The 16616-nt window shown below is 73.9% G+C and carries 18 protein-coding genes; all 18 read right to left on the bottom strand.

All coding sequences use genetic code 11. The features are described 5' to 3' along the window. Positions 1-143: 143 nt before the first annotated feature. The 18 genes from O7606_RS20480 to O7606_RS20395 all read right to left on the bottom strand — a co-directional run bounded on the left by O7606_RS20480 (position 144) and on the right by O7606_RS20395 (position 16276). Positions 144-1772 carry a VWA domain-containing protein gene (locus O7606_RS20480; RefSeq protein WP_281595640.1) on the bottom strand — a complete coding sequence of 543 codons (1629 nt, stop codon included), beginning with the start codon at positions 1770-1772 and terminating at the stop codon, positions 144-146. Between the two features lie 13 nt (positions 1773-1785). Further along, complete coding sequence (locus tag O7606_RS20475; protein WP_281595639.1) at positions 1786-2886, bottom strand: AAA family ATPase; 1101 nt, start codon at positions 2884-2886, stop codon at positions 1786-1788. A 391-nt stretch (positions 2887-3277) separates the two neighbouring features. Next, positions 3278-3688 carry a hypothetical protein gene (locus O7606_RS20470; RefSeq protein WP_281595638.1) on the bottom strand — a complete coding sequence of 137 codons (411 nt, stop codon included), beginning with the start codon at positions 3686-3688 and terminating at the stop codon, positions 3278-3280. Positions 3689-3913: 225 nt separating this feature from the next. Beyond that, entirely contained in the window at positions 3914-4792 is an 879-nt protein-coding gene (locus tag O7606_RS20465) for a hypothetical protein (RefSeq protein ID WP_281595637.1), read from the bottom strand. 155 nt (positions 4793-4947) lie between these two features. Continuing rightward, positions 4948-6051, bottom strand: a complete 1104-nt coding sequence (locus tag O7606_RS20460; protein WP_281595636.1) for a hypothetical protein — start codon at positions 6049-6051, stop codon at positions 4948-4950. 61 nt (positions 6052-6112) lie between these two features. Next, entirely contained in the window at positions 6113-7198 is a 1086-nt protein-coding gene (locus O7606_RS20455) for a M23 family metallopeptidase (protein WP_281595635.1), read from the bottom strand. A 275-nt stretch (positions 7199-7473) separates the two neighbouring features. Continuing rightward, the gene (locus O7606_RS20450) at positions 7474-8514 is read right to left on the bottom strand and encodes a hypothetical protein (RefSeq protein WP_281595634.1); all 1041 of its coding nucleotides are present in this window, start codon (positions 8512-8514) and stop codon (positions 7474-7476) included. Positions 8515-8572: 58 nt separating this feature from the next. Then, a complete protein-coding gene (locus O7606_RS20445; RefSeq protein WP_281595633.1) occupies positions 8573-8992 on the bottom strand; it encodes a hypothetical protein in 420 nt (139 codons plus the stop codon). 177 nt (positions 8993-9169) lie between these two features. Beyond that, positions 9170-9754, bottom strand: a complete 585-nt coding sequence (locus tag O7606_RS20440) for a hypothetical protein (protein WP_281595632.1) — start codon at positions 9752-9754, stop codon at positions 9170-9172. A gap of 103 nt (positions 9755-9857) precedes the next feature. Next, a complete protein-coding gene (locus tag O7606_RS20435) occupies positions 9858-10535 on the bottom strand; it encodes a GGDEF domain-containing protein (protein WP_281595631.1) in 678 nt (225 codons plus the stop codon). An 89-nt stretch (positions 10536-10624) separates the two neighbouring features. Beyond that, on the bottom strand, positions 10625-11512 hold the full coding sequence (locus O7606_RS20430) for a winged helix-turn-helix domain-containing protein (protein ID WP_281595630.1): 888 nt from the start codon (positions 11510-11512) through the stop codon (positions 10625-10627). A gap of 158 nt (positions 11513-11670) precedes the next feature. Beyond that, positions 11671-12063: a hypothetical protein gene (locus O7606_RS20425; protein WP_281595629.1), complete on the bottom strand. Its 393-nt coding sequence runs from the start codon at positions 12061-12063 to the stop codon at positions 11671-11673. 45 nt (positions 12064-12108) lie between these two features. Further along, complete coding sequence (locus tag O7606_RS20420) at positions 12109-12267, bottom strand: hypothetical protein (RefSeq protein WP_281595628.1); 159 nt, start codon at positions 12265-12267, stop codon at positions 12109-12111. A 232-nt stretch (positions 12268-12499) separates the two neighbouring features. After that, a complete protein-coding gene (locus tag O7606_RS20415) occupies positions 12500-12844 on the bottom strand; it encodes an Lsr2 family protein (protein ID WP_281595627.1) in 345 nt (114 codons plus the stop codon). Between the two features lie 353 nt (positions 12845-13197). Continuing rightward, positions 13198-13488, bottom strand: coding sequence for a hypothetical protein (locus O7606_RS20410; RefSeq protein ID WP_281595626.1), 291 nt, complete (start codon positions 13486-13488; stop codon positions 13198-13200). Between the two features lie 55 nt (positions 13489-13543). Next, positions 13544-14668: a hypothetical protein gene (locus O7606_RS20405; protein ID WP_281595625.1), complete on the bottom strand. Its 1125-nt coding sequence runs from the start codon at positions 14666-14668 to the stop codon at positions 13544-13546. Positions 14669-15102: 434 nt separating this feature from the next. Further along, entirely contained in the window at positions 15103-15534 is a 432-nt protein-coding gene (locus O7606_RS20400) for a hypothetical protein (RefSeq protein WP_281595624.1), read from the bottom strand. A 25-nt stretch (positions 15535-15559) separates the two neighbouring features. Further along, a complete protein-coding gene (locus O7606_RS20395; RefSeq protein WP_281595623.1) occupies positions 15560-16276 on the bottom strand; it encodes a hypothetical protein in 717 nt (238 codons plus the stop codon). Positions 16277-16616 lie beyond the last annotated feature (340 nt).

Genomic DNA, 16616 nt, shown 5'->3' with positions numbered 1-16616 from the left:
GGATCCAGGTCGGGAGGGGGCGTGGCGCTGTCGGGCATGCTGCTCTCCGTTTCGGGGCGTGCGAGGGGATTGCTCGGCGGGCCTGGTGGGCTGGCGGGGACCGGCTCCCGACCAGGCGCGCCGGGAGCCGATCCCCGCCGGGTTCAGGCCCTGTTGAGGGCGTCGATGGCGGCGTGGCCGATGAGGTTGACGCAGGTGGTGGGGTCGTCAACGGTGACGGTGGTGGTGTGCTCATATGTGCGGGCCGGCCAGCTGTTGTTGGCGGGTGCGAGCCACAGCACGGCGCAGCCGGTGTGGTGCAGGCGGGTGATGGCGGCCTGGCTGTCGTCGGGGTTGACGTAGTGGCCGTCGGAGACGACGACGAGCAGCCGGGCGGTGCCGGGGGTGGACAGGCCCAGGAGCCGGTCGGCTTCGGCGCAGGCTTCGACGAATCGTTCGGTGCCGGCGTCGGCTCGCATGTCGCGGACCTTGGCCGGGCGGCGGCCGGGTGGGATGAGCACGGTGATCCGGTCGCCGTAGGCGAGGGTGGCGGTGGTGGCTCCGGCGCGGGTGGCGGCCTGGGCGACGATCCACGCCGCGGAGGACATGGGTTTCGCGAAGTCGGTCATGGAGCCGGACGCGTCGATGAGGATGCCGACGGTCAGTTCGGGATCGGGGACCGGGCGGCGGACGGTGCGCTGCCACGGCTGGGTGGTGGGGATGGCGCCGCTGGCGCGTTGGGCGGCGAGGGTGACCGCGGCGCGGGTGCGCAGCCGTCCGGGCGGAGTTCTGCTCGGTTCGCGGGTGCGGGCGGGTTCGCGGTGGCGGGCGCGGCGTAGCAGGGCGGTGAGCCGGTTGGCGGCGTGGCGTTCGGCGTCAACGGGGTTGCGTTCGACCCAGGTGACGTCGGTGTCGACGTGGATGCCGGGCACGTCGGTCCGGGGGCCGCCGCGTCCGGGGTCGGGCGTGTCGGCGGGGTTGTGCAGGATGGCGTCGAGGGCGGCGGCGATGGCCGCCGCGATCGTGCTGGTGGCCGCGTCGTCGGCGGGCAGGCCAGGGCTGGTGGTGGGGTCGATGCCGAGCAGGCGGCACCAGCGTTCACCGAGGTCGATCATCCGCGTGGTGTCGGTGTTGCCGACGGTCTGGGCCTCCCGCCAGATGCCGCGCAGCCCGTTGAGGAGCTTGCGGCCGAGAACCTTCGTGATCGCCCTTCTCGGGTCGCGGACGTCGGCGGGGTAGAGGATCTTCGCGTCGACGCGGGCGAGGAGCAGTCCGGCGGCGTAGGCGGCGCTCCACGGGGTGTCGGTGGGGGTGTCGGCGGGGTCGATGATGCTGGTGGTGGCGCGGCGTAGCCACCGCCGGTCGCGGGGTCGGGTGTCGCGGTAGCGCCGTTCGACGCGGGCTTCCTCCAGCAGGATCGCGGCCTCCCGGACGACGGGGGGCACGCCGGGTGGCGGGTCCCACTGGGTGTGGATGACGTGGGCGCACTCGTGTAGCAGGACGCCGTAGGCGACGGGGGCCTTGGACCGGTGGGCGGGTCGGCGGGGGTCGGCGATGGTCGGGTCGGCGATGAGGTCGGCGTCGATGTGGATCTGCGCGGTGGCGGGGTAGCTGAAGCCGGGTGGGCCGCCGGCGGCGGCGGGGGTGACGGTGACGGTGGCGTCGGCCCGTCCGGTGATCTGGGCGGCCTGCTTCGTCCAGGCCGCCGTCCACCGGTGCCACGGCGACGCGGCCGCCGCTGGGGTGGTGGGGGTGGGCCCGGAGGTGCTCCGGTGCGCGGAGACGCTGGTCATGGTCGGGTCGACCTCACTTCTGCTTGCCGAGGGTGAGCGGGGTGACAGCAGCGCCGCGGTAGGTCCGTTGGAGGGCCTCGACGACCGCCTGCCGGTCGGCTTCTGGGGCGACCGCGGCGAGGTTCGCCACGGCGGCGGGCAGCCCGAGGCTCGCGGCGACGCGTTTGAACGCGAGCAGCTCACGCAGTTGCGGCGCCCAGTCGATCTCGTGTTTGCGCATCCGCTGGTTGAGGGCGATCGCCGCGTTGACCGCGCCGTTCGGTACGCCGAGGGAGCGGGCGAGGTCGAAGTCGGTGGTGACCTCGATGTGCACGGCGAAGCGGGAGGCGAGGGCTTCGGTGAGGATGGCGCCGTGGACGCCGGGGTTGTGGCCGGCGCAGACGAAGAACCCGTCGGCGGCGGTGACGACCTCGTGGTGGTGGGCGGCGATGGTGATCGTCTCCCGGCCGTCCATGGCGGGGTAGAGGGCGGCCAGGACGCGGGGCGGGATGAGGGTCGCGTCGTCGATGAACAGGGCGCGCCCTTGACGCATGGCGGTGACGAGGGGGCCGTGGGAGAACTCGAAGGCGCCGTCGGGCAGCGGCACGTAGGTGCCGACGAGGTCCTCGACGGTGGTGTCGCCGTGGCCGGCGACGGTGATCGCGTCCGGGTAGGCGGCCTCGATGAGGCTGGTCTTCCCTGTGCCGGGTGGCCCGTAGAGCAGGACGGGAATGTTGTCGCGGCGTAGCCGGCGCAGCACCTCGACGTCGGTGTCCTCGCCGAGGCGGCGGGGCAGGTACCAGATGCCGTTGGGGCGCAGGACCGCGCCGGGGCGTGGCGGAACCGGGCCGGTCGGGGACGGCGCGGGGGTGACGGGTGGCGCGGGCGTGGGTGTGGTGGTCGAGGGGGCGCGGCTAGCGCCGGCTCCGGCGGTGAACGCGTCGACGCCCTCGGCGGTGATCGTGTACCGGCGTGGCGACCCTGGGGACATGGTCGCCCAGCCGCGGTCGGCGAGGCGGTTCAGGGCGGAGCCGATCGCCCCGGACGACCGGCCGGGCAGGTGCCTGCCCACGTCGCCGATGGAGAAGGCGCGGTGTGGTTCGGCCGCGAGCAGGGCCAGGACGGGTCCGAACATGGGGCGGGGCTTGGCCTTGGGCGTGGCGGGTCGAGCGGGCGAGGTCACCGGGCACCTCCGACGGTGGTCGCGGTCGGCGTGCAACGGATACCCGCGCTGTCGGAGGTGATCAAGTCGTGTCCGCGCGGCGCGGGCGTGGGCGTTGGGCTGGTCAGCCGCTGGCGGATCGGGGTGCAGGTCAGAGGGGACATGGGTTGCTCCTTGGCGGATGAAGCCGCCGCGCGCCCCTTCCCGGGGCGCGCGGCGGCAGGGTGGGCCGCAGCGGGCGGGACAGGGCGCGCGGAGCCGTGCTCGGCTACGTGGAGCGGGTGTTCAGGTCGGGGGTTCTGCCGTTGGCCGGCGCAGACCATGTGCCGGCGCGGCCGTGCCGGTCGGCGGGGCCTGGTGGCCGCTACGCCGTCGTGTGGCGGTGGGCCCGGTGGCGGTCGTGGTGGTCGATGATCGCGGTGGCGATCGGTGCGGTGAGCCGCGTTAGGCGTAGCGCCAGCCACACCGTCGGGCTGCCGGCATCGACGACGACGCTGAACATGCCGGGGAACGTGCCGGTGAGGACCTCGAAGAACTCCCGCTTGACGGAGTCCGTCGAGGGGGCGGTGTCCCAGGCCGTGTACCCGTGCAGGTCGATGTAGAGCGGACCGGCGGTACGGAGGGTGGAGGTGAACTCGTCGGCGAACGCGATAAGTGGGTGGCCGGGAATCTGGCTGCTGCGCCACCGTTTCCTGAGGCCGACGTCGTCCGGCAGGCGCCACCAGAGGGCGGGCATGACGTCACCCTCGCCGGGAACGTAGTCGTCGTCGATCACCGCCGTGCCACCTTCCCGCCTCCGCGGTCGAGCCTCGCCTCGGGCGGTTTGCTCGCCGGGCGGGCCTGAGGGCGAGCGGCCGTCTCCTCGGCGGTTCCGGTGGGCTCGCGCGGGTCGTACCTGGGCTTCCTCACGTGATGCTCCTTCTCGTGAACGGAACGGCCCTCGGGCCGGTCGGCCGAGGGCGATGGGTCGGATGCCTACCGCGTCCGGCGGGTGACGGGGCTACCCGGTGGTCTCGATGTGGTCGTCGAGCAGGGCCGCGCAGCGTGCGGCGACGCCGTCCTGAACGGCGGTGGTGAAACCGTCGCGGGCGGCGTCGATCGCGGCGGCCTGGGCGGCGTCGGACAGGTCGTCCCAGTCGGGGGCGTCGTCGGGCGCCTGGCTGCGGTACCGGTCGGCGTCGTAGCCGGCGACGTCGAAGGCGGGCAGCCCGTCCAGGACGGCGGGGTCCCCGGCGTCGATGCCGGCCAGCACGGCGCGGGCGACGGCAGTGACGTCGCCTCGGCTACGCCCGCCCACGGCGTACTGCGCCCACCAGGCGGCGGCCTGCTCACCGTCCTGCTCGTCCGCGCGGCGCAGCGCCTCCAGCGCCCGCGGCCACCGGTGGTCCCCGGCCGAGGGCGGTGGCGTGGACTCCTGGCCGCGCTCGGGCCGCGTGTAGGGCCACGCCGGGATGGCCGGGTCGATCCAGTCGGCGGCGAGCAGCACCCCGTCGCGCCGGTAACGGCTGGACACGACCCGCTCGTTGGATCCCGCCTCGCGCAGCCAGGCTGCCAGCTCGGCGCGGATCCCCCTGGCGGAGACGGCGTAGCGTGCCCGCGCCTGGCGTGCCTGCCGCCGGGCGATCTCCAGCGCCGAGCCGCTGAAGACGTGGTGCGCCTGGATGAGCTGGTCGTGGGCGGCCCGGGTGATCCAGCCCGAGTCGCCACGGGTGAGCAGGCGTCGCAGTGCCTCGCCGTAGAAGGCGTCTCCGCCGAGGGCCGGCTCGCCGTCGCCGTGGATCATCGTGGCCTGGATCTCCTGGAACCGGCGGCCGAGCGCGGACCAGTTCGTGTCCTCGCCGTCCGGAGGGCTGGTGTGGGATCGCGTGGAGTCGCTCATCTGTTGTTCCTTTCGGGAGTGCGCTGGTGGGGCGGCCTGATTGCTGGCTCGCCCCACCATTCGCGCGATGTTGATCTTGTGTGGATGTGCCGCCTTCGCTATGGGCGGCCTTAGGCTCGGCGGTACGACGCGCGGCTCCGTGGCACCCGCTGGAGTTAGGCGATCGTGATCAGGGCGGGCACCGGGCGCCACGTGTCGCCGAGCCACACCTGCCAGCCGGCGCAGCACGAGCTGGTGTCGAAGGTCATGAGGTAGACGGCGAGGCCGGCCCACGTGGCGGGTTGGTCAAACTGGTCGAGGCCGGTGAGGGATTCGAGGGCGGCGACGGCACCGCAGAAGTCGCCGTCGGCGTCGACCGTCCGGGCCAGGATCCCGTTCGCCGGCAGCGTCGCGATCTGGGTGTCCAGCTCGTGCTCCGCGACCAGACGGTCCAGCACCGTCTCCGTGTCGGTCGGCTCGCGCCGGAATCGGCAACCGGCGACGAACTCGCGCAGGTCGCCTTCGCTGAACCGGGTCGGGTCGTGGTGCCGCAGCCGGGTCTTTCCCTCGTCGAGGTAGTTGTCGATCACCCCGACCGGTGTGCCGTCGAGGCAGAGCGTGGCGGTGAAGACCCCGTCGTGGGTGGCGCTGTCGGTGAGGCTGGTGACGGAGAGCCGGCGGTGGGGCACGTGCAGCCGGCTGTGCCGCAGGGGGACCCGGGCCGGCTGCGCCGACGCAGTGGGAGGGGTGCCGGCGACCCGGTCGCAGTCAGCCGGATCGACCGCCTGCCACTCCCACCGCCCCCGCTGGCCGCGGATCGCGTACCGGCCCTCGGCGTCCGGGCAGATCCGGGACAGCCCTTCGGCGTCGCCGTGGACGCCCCGCTCGTCCAGGACGACGTCGTCGCCGTCGAAACGCAGCGGCGCGTACGCCAGGTCCAGCTCGGCGTCGAGGTCGGGCCCTCGCAGACCTGCGGCGCGCAGGCGCTGCCGGATCTCGTCGCGGAGGCGTTCCTGTTCGGCGACGATCTCCTCGGCGACGTCACGGTCGCACGAGAACACCGCGTGGCGGCCGTCGCGTCCTCGTTGGGCGTCGAGGCGGCCGACGAAGCCGGTGCGGTGACGGTTCCGGCCGTGGTGTTCGTAGGCGCCCCAGTCCCCGGCGAAGACCCCCACGTCGCCGATCATGATGTGGGCGGCGGCAAGGTGGTCGCCCGCTGCGACGGCATGGGACTCGGGCCCGCTGTCGCGGTCCGGCGCGGGGTTGTTCTGATCAGGCACAGCTTCTCCTTCTCTCGGGCCGCTCGGGGTCGAGCGGGGATCGGGCATGGTGACGGGCCGCTCAGGTGGCCGGCGTGCCGAGCGGGGCGCCCTGCGCGGCCATGAACGGCACCGGGTCGACGGCGCCCTCGGGGCTCGGGGCGCCGTGGTGGTGCACCTCGTAGTGCAGGTGCGGGCCGGAGCTGTGGCCGGTGGAGCCGACGACGCCGATCGGCTGGCCGACGCTCACCTTCTGTCCGACCGTCACCATCGGGGGCTGGTCCATGTGGCAGTAGCGGGTGAGCAGGCCGGCGTTGTGGTCGATGTCGACGTACCAGCCGCAACCCCTTGTCAGGTCGGGGTCGCCGTCGCGGTCACAGCCCCACTCCGCTCCGGTGCCGGCGTGGACCGCGTCGCAGCGCACGGCGCGGACCGTGCCGGCGGACGCCGCGCGGATGAGGGTGCCGCGTGGTGCGCTGAGGTCGACGCCGTCGTGGCCGGGCCGACCCGCGGTGCGGAACCCGGATCCGACCGGGGCGAGCACGGGCTGGGTCCACGGGCCGACGGCCCCGCACCCGGCAAGGCTGGCAGGGGGTAGGCCGGTGGCGTCGGCGATCGCGGTGACGAGGTCGGTGGCCGGGGCCTCCCACCTGGCGTAGGCGTCGGGGTAGGCGCTGATCTGCACGGCCTGGGCGGCGTCGGTGAGGGGCATCGTGTGCCAGCCGCTGACCGTGGCCAGCTTGCCGAAGAACTTCTCCGCCGCGTAGACGGGGTCCTGGAGTTGGGTCGGGGCGCCCCAGCCCTGGCTGGGACGCTGCTGGAACAGCCCGACCGAGTCCCGGTCGCCGCCGGGCAGGTTGCGCAGGGTGCTCTCCTGCATTGCGGTGGCGACCGCGATCACCCACCCTCTGGCCGGTACGGCGAGGCGGGCGCCGGTGGTGACGATCGCGGCGGCGTTGCCGACCTGGTCGCTGTCCCAGTCACCGACCGCCGGCCACCCCGTCGGCGGCACGGGCGGAGACGGCACCGGTGACGAGGAGGCGGGGGGTGCGGGTATGCATCCGGCGGCGGCGTCGCCGCCGAGGAGGATCCCGCCGAGGCCGCCGGCGCAGAGGATGAACACGGCGGTGAGCGCCACGGCCAGGGACACCAGCGATCGGAGTCTCATCCGGGCCTGCGGCAGCCGGCAGTGAGGTGGCGGGTCCGGTGCGGTCGCGAGCGGGCGGCGCGCGATCGCGGGACGGGGGTCGAGGGGCGGCCGTCGCCGTGGTCGTGGCTGGCGGTCGCCGGCTGGTCGGGGTCGGCGGCGCCGATGTGCGAGGTGGTTCCCACGGGTGGTGTCTCCTTGGTTGGTCAGGCGCGCAAGGGTGTGGGCACGTCGGCGACCGCGCGGCCCCCGACGGGCCGCGCGGTCGCTGGCGTGCGGGTGGGCGCGGGGCTGGTTCAGCGGGCGAGGACGGCGACCTTCTCGCCGTGCAGCAGCGGTGCGCCGTCGGGTCCCTTGATGTGGGCGTGGATCCAGATCCGGTACGCCTGGCCGTGTCGGTCGGTGAGGCGGCGCCAGTGGCCGCGGACGACGAACCGGACCCGGTAGTGCCATTTGGCGGGTCCGTCGGCGGGTTCGGTCAGGGGCGAGGTGCGTCGCAGCATGACCACGCGGGTGTCGTGGACGATGCGGGCGCGTGCGGCGCGGCGGCGGGCGGCCCGGTCCAGCGGCGCCGGGGCGGCGACGGCGATGGGCTGGTCCTGGATGCGCCAGAAGGCGTAGGCGATCGCGGCGCACACGTGGGTGCGGGCGGTGGCGTCGGTGATGACGTACCGGCCGTCGGGCGCGGTCTCCCAGTCCCGGTCGGGCTCCTCGACTTCCGGCTGGTCGACGGCGGGCACCGGTTGCGCGATGGGCAGCACGTTGACGTCGGTGAGCACGTACGGGCCGAGCCGTGACAGCAGGGTGGGGTCCTGCCGCGCGTAGGTCTGGATGCGGGCGGCGTGGGGGTCGTCGGGGTCGTCGCGGTGGGCCCAGCCGCAGATCAGCCAGGACCGCCCACGGGGGGAGGCGATGGTGGTCCAGGTGATCGCGGCGATGCCGCTGACCCGGCCGGTCAGGGTGCGGTGGTAGATGGGTTCGGGGAGGAACAGCACGCCGCCGTCAGTGGGGGCGGCGTCGGCGGTGAGCAGGTCGCCGGTGAGGTCGAGGGCCGCTGCCCCCGCGGCGACGACGGCGGTCATGGCGGGAGCGATCACGAACGCCTCGCCGTGGGCCCACACCATGCTGTTCGCCCGGTCGAGAACGTCGACGAGCTTGTGGTTCGGGTCGGCCGCGTCATCGCCGCCGGTCGGGAAGAGCGCCGCCCAGCGGGTCTCGACGAAGGCCCGGTGGTACTCGTGGCCGGCGGCGCTGGCGCAGTACTCGTGCATGCGGGTCTTCATCGCGACGGCGGCTCGCGCGTAGCCGGGGAGAGTGGTCTCGGTGCGCAAGGTCATGCTGTCCTCCTGGTCGAGGTCGGGTGGCCGTGGGCTGTTCGCGGCCCGGGGTCGGGGATCAGGCGGCGTACGCGGCGGTGAGCGCCGCGCCGGGAACCCGGCGCGGCAGTCGCTGCGGGACCCGCGACCGCAGGTGTCCGGCGGTGGCGGCGAGTCCGGCGGTGAACCAGCCGACGAAACCGCAGACATCGCGCGCACGCCGCTGCGGCGCGCGTTCGCGGCTGTCGACCGCCGGCTGCGGCAGGGCCGCCGGCTGGGGCGCGGCGGCGCGGGCGGCGCGCATCGCCCGTTGTGCCTGCCTGGCGGCCGTGCACGGGCCGGGCCCCTGGTCGGCGCACTGCAGGTTGACGCACCGGTTGTCGGGCCCGGGTTGGTGGGCGGTGAGGACGTCGACGGCCAGCCGCCACAGCAGCGGATCGGTGACGTCGCCGGGCAACAGGGCGCGGTGGGACGGGCGGATTCGGCTCCGGTCGGACATGGCGGGCGACCTTCCTTCAGGTTCCGGGCAGGGGGCAGCGTCCGACCGAGTTCGGCGGTGTCGTGCCTGATGAACGGCTCGGACGATGACCGGTCTGATCGACGCTCATCTCTCCATGAAGGTCAAGTCGTCTCGCGCGAGACCGAGGCCGGCCGCGCTGGTCGTTGGTGGTGTGCGTCATGGGCGCGGGGCGCGCCGGTCGGGCCGTCTGGTGGTTGCGACGAGACGCGTCAGCCCGGAGCGGGTGGCCGGGGCGTCGCCGTGGCAGTGGGGTTCGTCGACGCAGACCACGGGATACGGTTCCTGCCGCTGCCTGGTGATCTGGTAGCCGCGGCGGTCGGCGTCGACGGCGTCGATCCGGCGGATCTCGTGGATGTCGTCGGATTCGACGAGCACGTCCTCGTAGCGGACGGCCCAGGCCAGCAGTCGGAGCCCGGGGGCGGGGTCGGCGAGCAGGTCGGCGATGAGGCCGATGTCGACGCAGGCCGCCAGGGTGGGCCGGCCGACCGGCCGGTCGGCGCGCAGCGCGGCGGCGAGGTCCGGCAGGAAGTCCGCGAGTCCGGCCCGGTAGCGGCCCAGGCGGGTGTCGTTGAGCGGGAGGTGGGCGACGCGCATCTGGCGTCGTGTGCCGCTGGCCGCTGACGGGGCGGGCCGCTCCTGGACGAGCAACAGCAGAGGTGGTTGGCCCCAGCCGAGGAGGTCGGCGTTGGCCTCGACGTCCAGGAGGCACCCGGTGAGGGCGCGGACGGCGTTGAAGGACATCACGGTGGTCGGCTCCTTGACGTGTGCGGACCCCGCAGGCCGGCTGGCCCGCGGGGCTTCAGGGGTTGCCGAGCGCTTGCCGGTGAGGCGGGCGCCGGGCGGGTTACCGCAGGTCGCGGTAGCGGACGCTGCCGCCCGGGGTCGGGTCGTGGCCGGGGTCGTGGGCATGGGTGCCGCCGCGGGCGCGTTTGGCCAGGTACATGGCCTGGTCCGCGGCGCGCAGGAGGTCGCGGGGCAGCATGTGCGGCTCGGCGGCGGCGTAGCCGACGCTGGCGGTGATCGCGATCTGCTGGCCTTCGATGTCGTACGGGCTGTCCGAGACGCCCCGGTGGGCGGCCTGGGCGGCGGTCTCGATGTCGTCGTGGTCGCCGTGGATGACGAGGGCGAACTCGTCGCCGGACAGGTGGACCGCCAGGGCCACCGGTGGCCCGATGGCGACCAGCCGCTGGCCGACCGCGTGCAGCAGGTCGTTGCCGGCCTCGTGGCCGTGGGTGTCGTTGACCTGTTTGAACCGGTCGAGGTCGATCAGGACGAGCCCGAGCGGTTCCCCGAGCGAGAACATGGCCTCGAGGACGGTTCGCAGGGCCCGCCGGTTCGGCAGGTCACTCGTGTCGCTGTGGGTGGCCAGGTGGCGCCAGTGGGACCGGTCCCGTTCGCGGGCGGCCAGGGCCTGTCGCTGGTGGTGGATGATTCGCCGCTGCCGCATGAGCGGGGCCGCTGCGGCGGCGAGACCGGCGAGGACACCGCCGGCCGCCGTCAGGTAGGAGTACAGGTGAGACACTCGGCATCGCTCCTTGGTTGGTGAAGGAGCACCGGGGTGGGCGTGAGCCGCCAAGTTTGACGCCCACCCCGGGCTACCACGGTGTGGGATCAGTCGTCGGTCGTCGCGGCGAGTTGGAAGGCCGCCGGCCTCTCGGCCACCTGGACGGCCACGCCGTCGGCGACGAGCTTGTGCACGGCGTTGACGACCGCGCCCGCGCTGGCCCTCGCCGAGCCGCTGCCCTCGTGGGCCGCGTCGATGGCCTTGCACAGCTGGCTGATCCGCAACGGCCGGCCGGGATGGGCTACCAACACATCGCGGATCGCCCCGCGCAGGCTGCCCTTGGACCGGCGGGGCGGCTTCCCGCCGGCCGGCGCGTTCGCGGCGTCTTCCGGGCCGCTGGCCACGACCGAGGCGTTGCTGCCCGCCAGGTCGGGGTCCTGACCGGAGTCCGCCTGACCCTGGTTCTCGGCGGCGGCGCCGTCCTCGGCGCGGGCCGCGGTGGCGTCGCCGTCGATCGCGGTCGCGGCCGGTCCGCTCCGGCTGTCCTCCGGCTGACGTGGCGCGTCCTGCGTGGACGGCTGCTCCAGGCCGGCCTGCGGGGCCGGCGACGGCCCACCGTCGGGCAGGTCCCCGGCGGGCTGCCCTCCCGGTCCCGCCGCCACCGCGGTCCCGGTGTCCTGCTCCGGCGCGGGGGGCCTAGTCGGGTTGTCGCGTTCCGGGTCGGCGGCGGTCGTGGCGGCGGGCGGCGGGGCGCCGCTGTCGCCGCTGGCTGTCGCGTTGGCCGGCTGCCGCCAGAGCGTGCGCCCGTCGTCGGCGCGGAACGCCTCGGCCCGGCCGGCCTCCTCCAGCAGGCGCAGGCGTTTGGTGGCCGTGGAGTAACCCACCCCGGCCTGCTGGGCGATCGCGGCGGCCGTGTCCTGGCCCAGTTCCGCCAGAGCGGCGGCGATCCGGTCGAGCGCGCTGGGCGGGCTGGTCTGCTCCGGTTCGCTGTCCATCATGTCCTCCTCATTAGTCTTGGTCGGTCCGTGGCGGTGTGTGGCGTGCACTGATGCACGCTTCGACGGCGCCCCGTGATCAAGTGCGGTGACCGGATCTCGGGACGCCGTCGACGCTTGCGGTGGGGCCCTCACGCCCGTTCTGGTGGGGCGTGGGGTTACGGCTGGCCGAAGACGCGGTCGCAGCGGTGGGGGTCGACGGGCCGCCAGGGCAGGCCCCAGCCGATGCGGTAACGCCCGTCGGCGGGATGGGCGAGGTGGACGCCGCCGCCGAGAGATGCCGGCCGGACGATGGTGAGGATGTGACCGTCGAAGTCGACGGTGCGCCAGTCCCCGCCCACGTGGTCGGCCATCGCGGTGAACATCTGGGCCAGGGCGGTCACGGCGTCGCGGTCGAGGGTGAACTCGCAGGCCCCGTTCCACCAGCCGACCACGGTGGCCCGGTAGCCCTCGTGGTAGCGGTGGAAGCCGGGGACCGGCTCGTAGCGCAGCCACCGGCCGGAGAACACGGCCGTGCTCCCCCGGGCCGGCTCGTAGTCAACGGTCGGCATCGGCTGCCCCCGGCCATCCGGCGGGGTCGAAGCGGAGACGGCCCATCAGCGGTTCCGCCGGGTCGCCGGGGTGAGGGTGGCCTGCCAGGCGGCGTAGGCGATGACGGCCGCGGGGCGGGCCGTGCTCCTGGTGTCCAGGGGCGCCGGCTGGCCGTCGACGGCCAAGGCGTGGACCGGATCGCCCCACAGGTCCTCCCGCAGCACCGAGACCGCGACCGTGCGGCCCGCCGATGGAGGAGCACCCGTACAGCAGGTGCTCGGCGTGGTCGAAGGGCTGGCCGACGCAGGTGGTGACGTCGGCCGCGATCTCCCGAACACCAGGTGACGACCACGGACTCACCGACGGCAACGGTCGCGGGGATGCGGTGGAACCCCCTGCTGGCCGCGGCGGCGCATCGATAGCGCGCATGTCTGTCGGTCTCCTCGGTGGTGAAGGTCAGTGGGCGGCGCGGTAGGCGGCGCGGACCGTGGGGGGAATCGGGCCGTGACCGCGGTGCGGTGGCAGCCCGATCTGCTTCTGGTGGGTGGCCCAGAAGTCGCGGACCTCGGCGTCGGCGCGGCGGCTGCCGCGGACGCCGCTGCTGCGGGTGGCGGCGGCGCGTTTCGGGAGTCGGCGTCCGGCCGCGACGTACGGGGCGAGCGCCTCCCTCAGCCGCGCCAGGTTGTGCGGGGCGAGGTCGATCTCGTAGACGACGCCGTCGAGGGCGAAGCGGTAGGTGCCGACGTTGTCCGTGCTGTGGTCCAGGTCGTCGGTGACGACGACGGTCATCGTGGTTGCCATCAGGGGTTTCCTCTCATCGGATACGGATAAGACCCGGGCGCCGGGCATAGCGCCGGGACAGCGGTGGGGTGGGCAAGGGGGTGAGGTGGCGTCGGAAGCGGGATCGCGTCGTCCGCGGTCGTGGTGGTTCAGTCCCGTGACCGCCGCCGACGACGACCGCGAGGTGGACGCCCTCCGTGGGCGCGTCGGCGGGTGGTTCTGCGGGCCGTGGGCGCAGTGCGGTCTTCGGCCGGGCACCGGCCGGAGCTGGCGTGCTGGGGGATGTCGAGAACGGACCAAGGTGCGCGCTTCGCGCCCCTGGTCACCGCGGGAGCGTCGCTCCTGAAGTGCTGCTCCCCGTTGAGGGGGTTGACCTACCCGGCGTGAAGGATCGCGAGTGCCCGCTGGAAGAGCCGCTCGGCGAGGTTCTCCAGCGGTGTCGGGCTGGTGCTGCGGTACGGCGTGGCCGGGTGCCAGGCCGAGGCGGGTTCGTCCGCGAGCACGGTCCAGGTCATGGCGGGGGTGAGGACCTCGATGAGGGCGTGGCTCTGCTGCGGGTAGGGGTCGCGGTGGATCCGGACCCGCAGCCGGTGGCCGCCGCCGGTGCGGCGGATCTCGGTGAGGCCGTAGCCTCCCCCGCGTTCGCCGAAGCTCCGGTCCACCACCGTCAGGCACCCCGTGGGGTCGTGCCGGTGTCGCCGGTGGGGGCGCTGCCGTCGGTCACCGCTGCTCCTCGTCTCGCTGTCCGGGGGCGGCGGTGTGGGAGACGGTGGCGAGGTGGCTCGCGGCGGAGCGTAGGGCGTCGGCGGCGTCGGTGAGGGATGCCCGGATGGCGGAGGCGTCAGCGTCATCGAGGCCGTCGCTCTCGCTGCCGCGTGGACTGTCGGCGAGGCGCCGCAGCCCGCCCAGGAGGGTGCGGGTGAGGTAGGTCAGGGAAGTGGTGAGATCGGCGAGGTCGTGCGGGGTGGGAATGGCAGCTGGTCGGGCTGGGCCGAGGCAGTCGGCCAGATAGCTGGCGGCGGTGCCGAGGATCCGCGCGGCGGTGTGGGTCAGCTCCGGGCTGAAGCCGGCCTCGTCTCCGAAGGCCGCACCGATCAGCTCGGCCAGCCGGCCGGGTGAGGGCTCGTGGGTGTCGAACAGCTCGGGCGCGACCTGTGCGCTCGTCGGCTCGTGACCGGTGTCCGTGGCGAGGGTGTCGTGGTACGCCTGCCGGCCGTGCTCGGTGGCGGTCAGGGTGGTGAGCTTGCGGGTGTCGGACCACGCCGCGCCGACGGTCTGGGCCGCTTGGGCGCAGGCGTCGGCGGCGTCCTGGAGGCACTCGTGGATGTCGTCGGCCGTGTCGATGACCTCGTCGTGGAGGTCGCTGTCGTCGGTGAGGCCGGTGAACTGCGGCTGGCGGGCCTGGTCGAGGACGTAGGCCCCGACCTGTGCGTGGATTCGGGCGAGCAGCCGGTTGGTGCGGTGCAGGTGCCCGACCAGGAACGCGACGTCGGCGGGCGCGGGCAGGGCCGTCAGGGCGCTGAACGGTCCGGTGGCGGTGTGCAGCCAGCGGTGCAGGTGCTCAGCGGCGGTGACCGCGCCGCCCAGGCGGGCGGGGTCGTAGGGGCCGCCGATCGTGGACAACTCGCTCATCGCGTCGAGCCAGGCGTTGGACTGGCTGTCGGCGGGAAGGCCGTCCTCGACGAACACCGCCTGCGAGCGCCTGCCGTTCGTGTCGAAGCAGATGGGGGTGTTGTCGGTGAGGTGCCACCACCAGTCGCGGCTGCGGTAGGCGCCGGTCCAGCCCTGGGCTGGCTGGTCTGCCACCGGCTCGGCGCAGGCGGGGCAGATCGGGATTCGGATCATGATGCTTCGTCCCTTCGGGCAGGATGATCACGGCGAGCCGGGATGGTTCGCCGCAGGCTGTGTGGGCGCGACCGGGATGCCAGCGGCCTGCCGGGCGATGCGGTCGCGGCTGCGGAAGAGGGAAAGGGCGGCCGTCCCGCCGGCCGACAGCGCGACAGGCGCCCCTGCCTGGGGCGGCCGGCGGATCAAGGCCAGGCGCCGCGCCTCGGGTACGAGGACTGGGGCTGGGGCCGGGACGACGAACCTGGGCCGGCTGGTCGCGGCCGAGGTGCTCGGCGGACACCCGTCCGTAGGGACCGCCGGCTGGTCGGAGACCTGCGGCGGTCGCGGTAGCCCCTGGGGCGAGAGGTGGGTGGCGGAGCCCGACCGGGCAGCAGCGCGCATCCTTCGGGTACAGGGATGGCGGCTGCTGGCCCGATCGGTTCCGGACGGTGTCAGTGCGGGGCGCGGAAGCGTCCGCGGCCGACACCGGGAATGACGGCGCCGTCGACGTAGTCGACGACGAAGGTGCTCCAGCCGGCGTCGACGCCGGACTGGATGAGACGCAGCAGGTCGCTCTCCGGCCCGCGCAGCGGCATGTCGCCGAGACGACCCGGGCGCAGCCGTCGGTGGCGCCTGCCGGTGAGCTGTCCGGTCAGCACCGGTGTCTCCTGCCAGCCGGCGAGGCTGCAGGTGACGGGCCGCAGGCGGTGGCGCTCACCGGCGGAGGCGCTGGTACCGGTCAGGTAGATCCGCTGGAACTCGTCGTGCATCACCCGCAGCGCCGGGTGGGGCGCCTCCCGGTCGCCTGTGTTCCCGTGCTGGGCGCGCAGGCAGGCGTCGGCGAGTTGCTCGACCTCGTCGAGCAGGAACATGACGCGGCCCATGGCAGTGTCCTTCCTGTCGAGGCTGTCAGAGCGCTACGGCGAGCAGCCGCTGGTCGGGGTCGATGGCGGCGAGCAGGCGGTGGGCCTGGTCGAGGTAGGTGACCCGGTCGGCCAGGGCGTCGCTGGCCGGGGCCAGCTTGGCTCCCTCGGCGGTGATCAGCGCGTCGCCGGCGATCGCGGTCAACGCGCTGTGGTGCTGGTAGGCCATGGAGCCGGCCTGGTACATCTCCAGCTCGCCGAGGGCGATCCGCCCGGTGCCGTAGGCGGCGGCGTTGTGCATCCGGATCGCGTTGACCCGGGGCTGGTGGGTGAAGTCCGCCGCTGCCCTGTCGTAGGGGTAGTTGGTCGGGTCCGCCAGGTGGCGGGCCGCGTAGACGTGCCACGGGGTGGCCGGCCTGGTGCCGTGCACGACCTGGCTGAACAGCTGGTGGCGGATGCCCGCTCCCATGGCGGCGGCCTGGCGCATGCCGTGCAGGTCGAGCAGTCGCACCGGTCCGCCCGCGCAGTAGGCGGGACGGCCCTTGCGCAATCCGAACATCTGACCGCGCTGCCACAGGTACATGGCGGGAGAGGCCCAGAACCGGGGCGACAGGGTGCCCTGGACACCGAAGTTGCGGTCGAGCTGGTGCGTGGTCAGGGCTTCCCGGGGCAGGTCGTCCGGAACGCAGACGATCATGGTGCTGACCGTTGCCGTCGGCGTGGCAGCTGGCGGGGTGGCCTTGCGGGCCGGGTTCTTGGCCATGGCAGATCCTCCTGGGGTGTGGGCGCGTGAGGACGCGCGGAGATGACCGGCCCACCGGGTGCGTGGGTCGGTCGCAAGGGAGAGGGGTGGTGCGGGGTGGCGCGGTGCGACCTGGGGTCGCCGCGCGGCGCGGCGCCGACCGGCCCTGGGTGGGGCGGGTGGGCGTGGCGCACCGGTGGGTGCGGCGGTGGTTCCGAGGTGGGACCGAACCGGGTGGAGATATGTGTGGGTGCTGTTGGTGCCGTGAAAGGTAGCGGCCTGTTCTGTCAGGCCGCTCCGGCGAGATGGTCGCCGAAGAATGGGGTTGACCTGCACGGTGAGACGTTCCGGCCCGGGCTGG

Origin of the sequence: Micromonospora sp. WMMD882, assembly GCF_027497255.1 — a bacterium.
GTDB lineage: Bacteria > Actinomycetota > Actinomycetes > Mycobacteriales > Micromonosporaceae > Micromonospora.
Note: the sequence above shows the minus strand (reverse complement) of the source record. Positions and strands in the feature narration are given on the sequence as shown.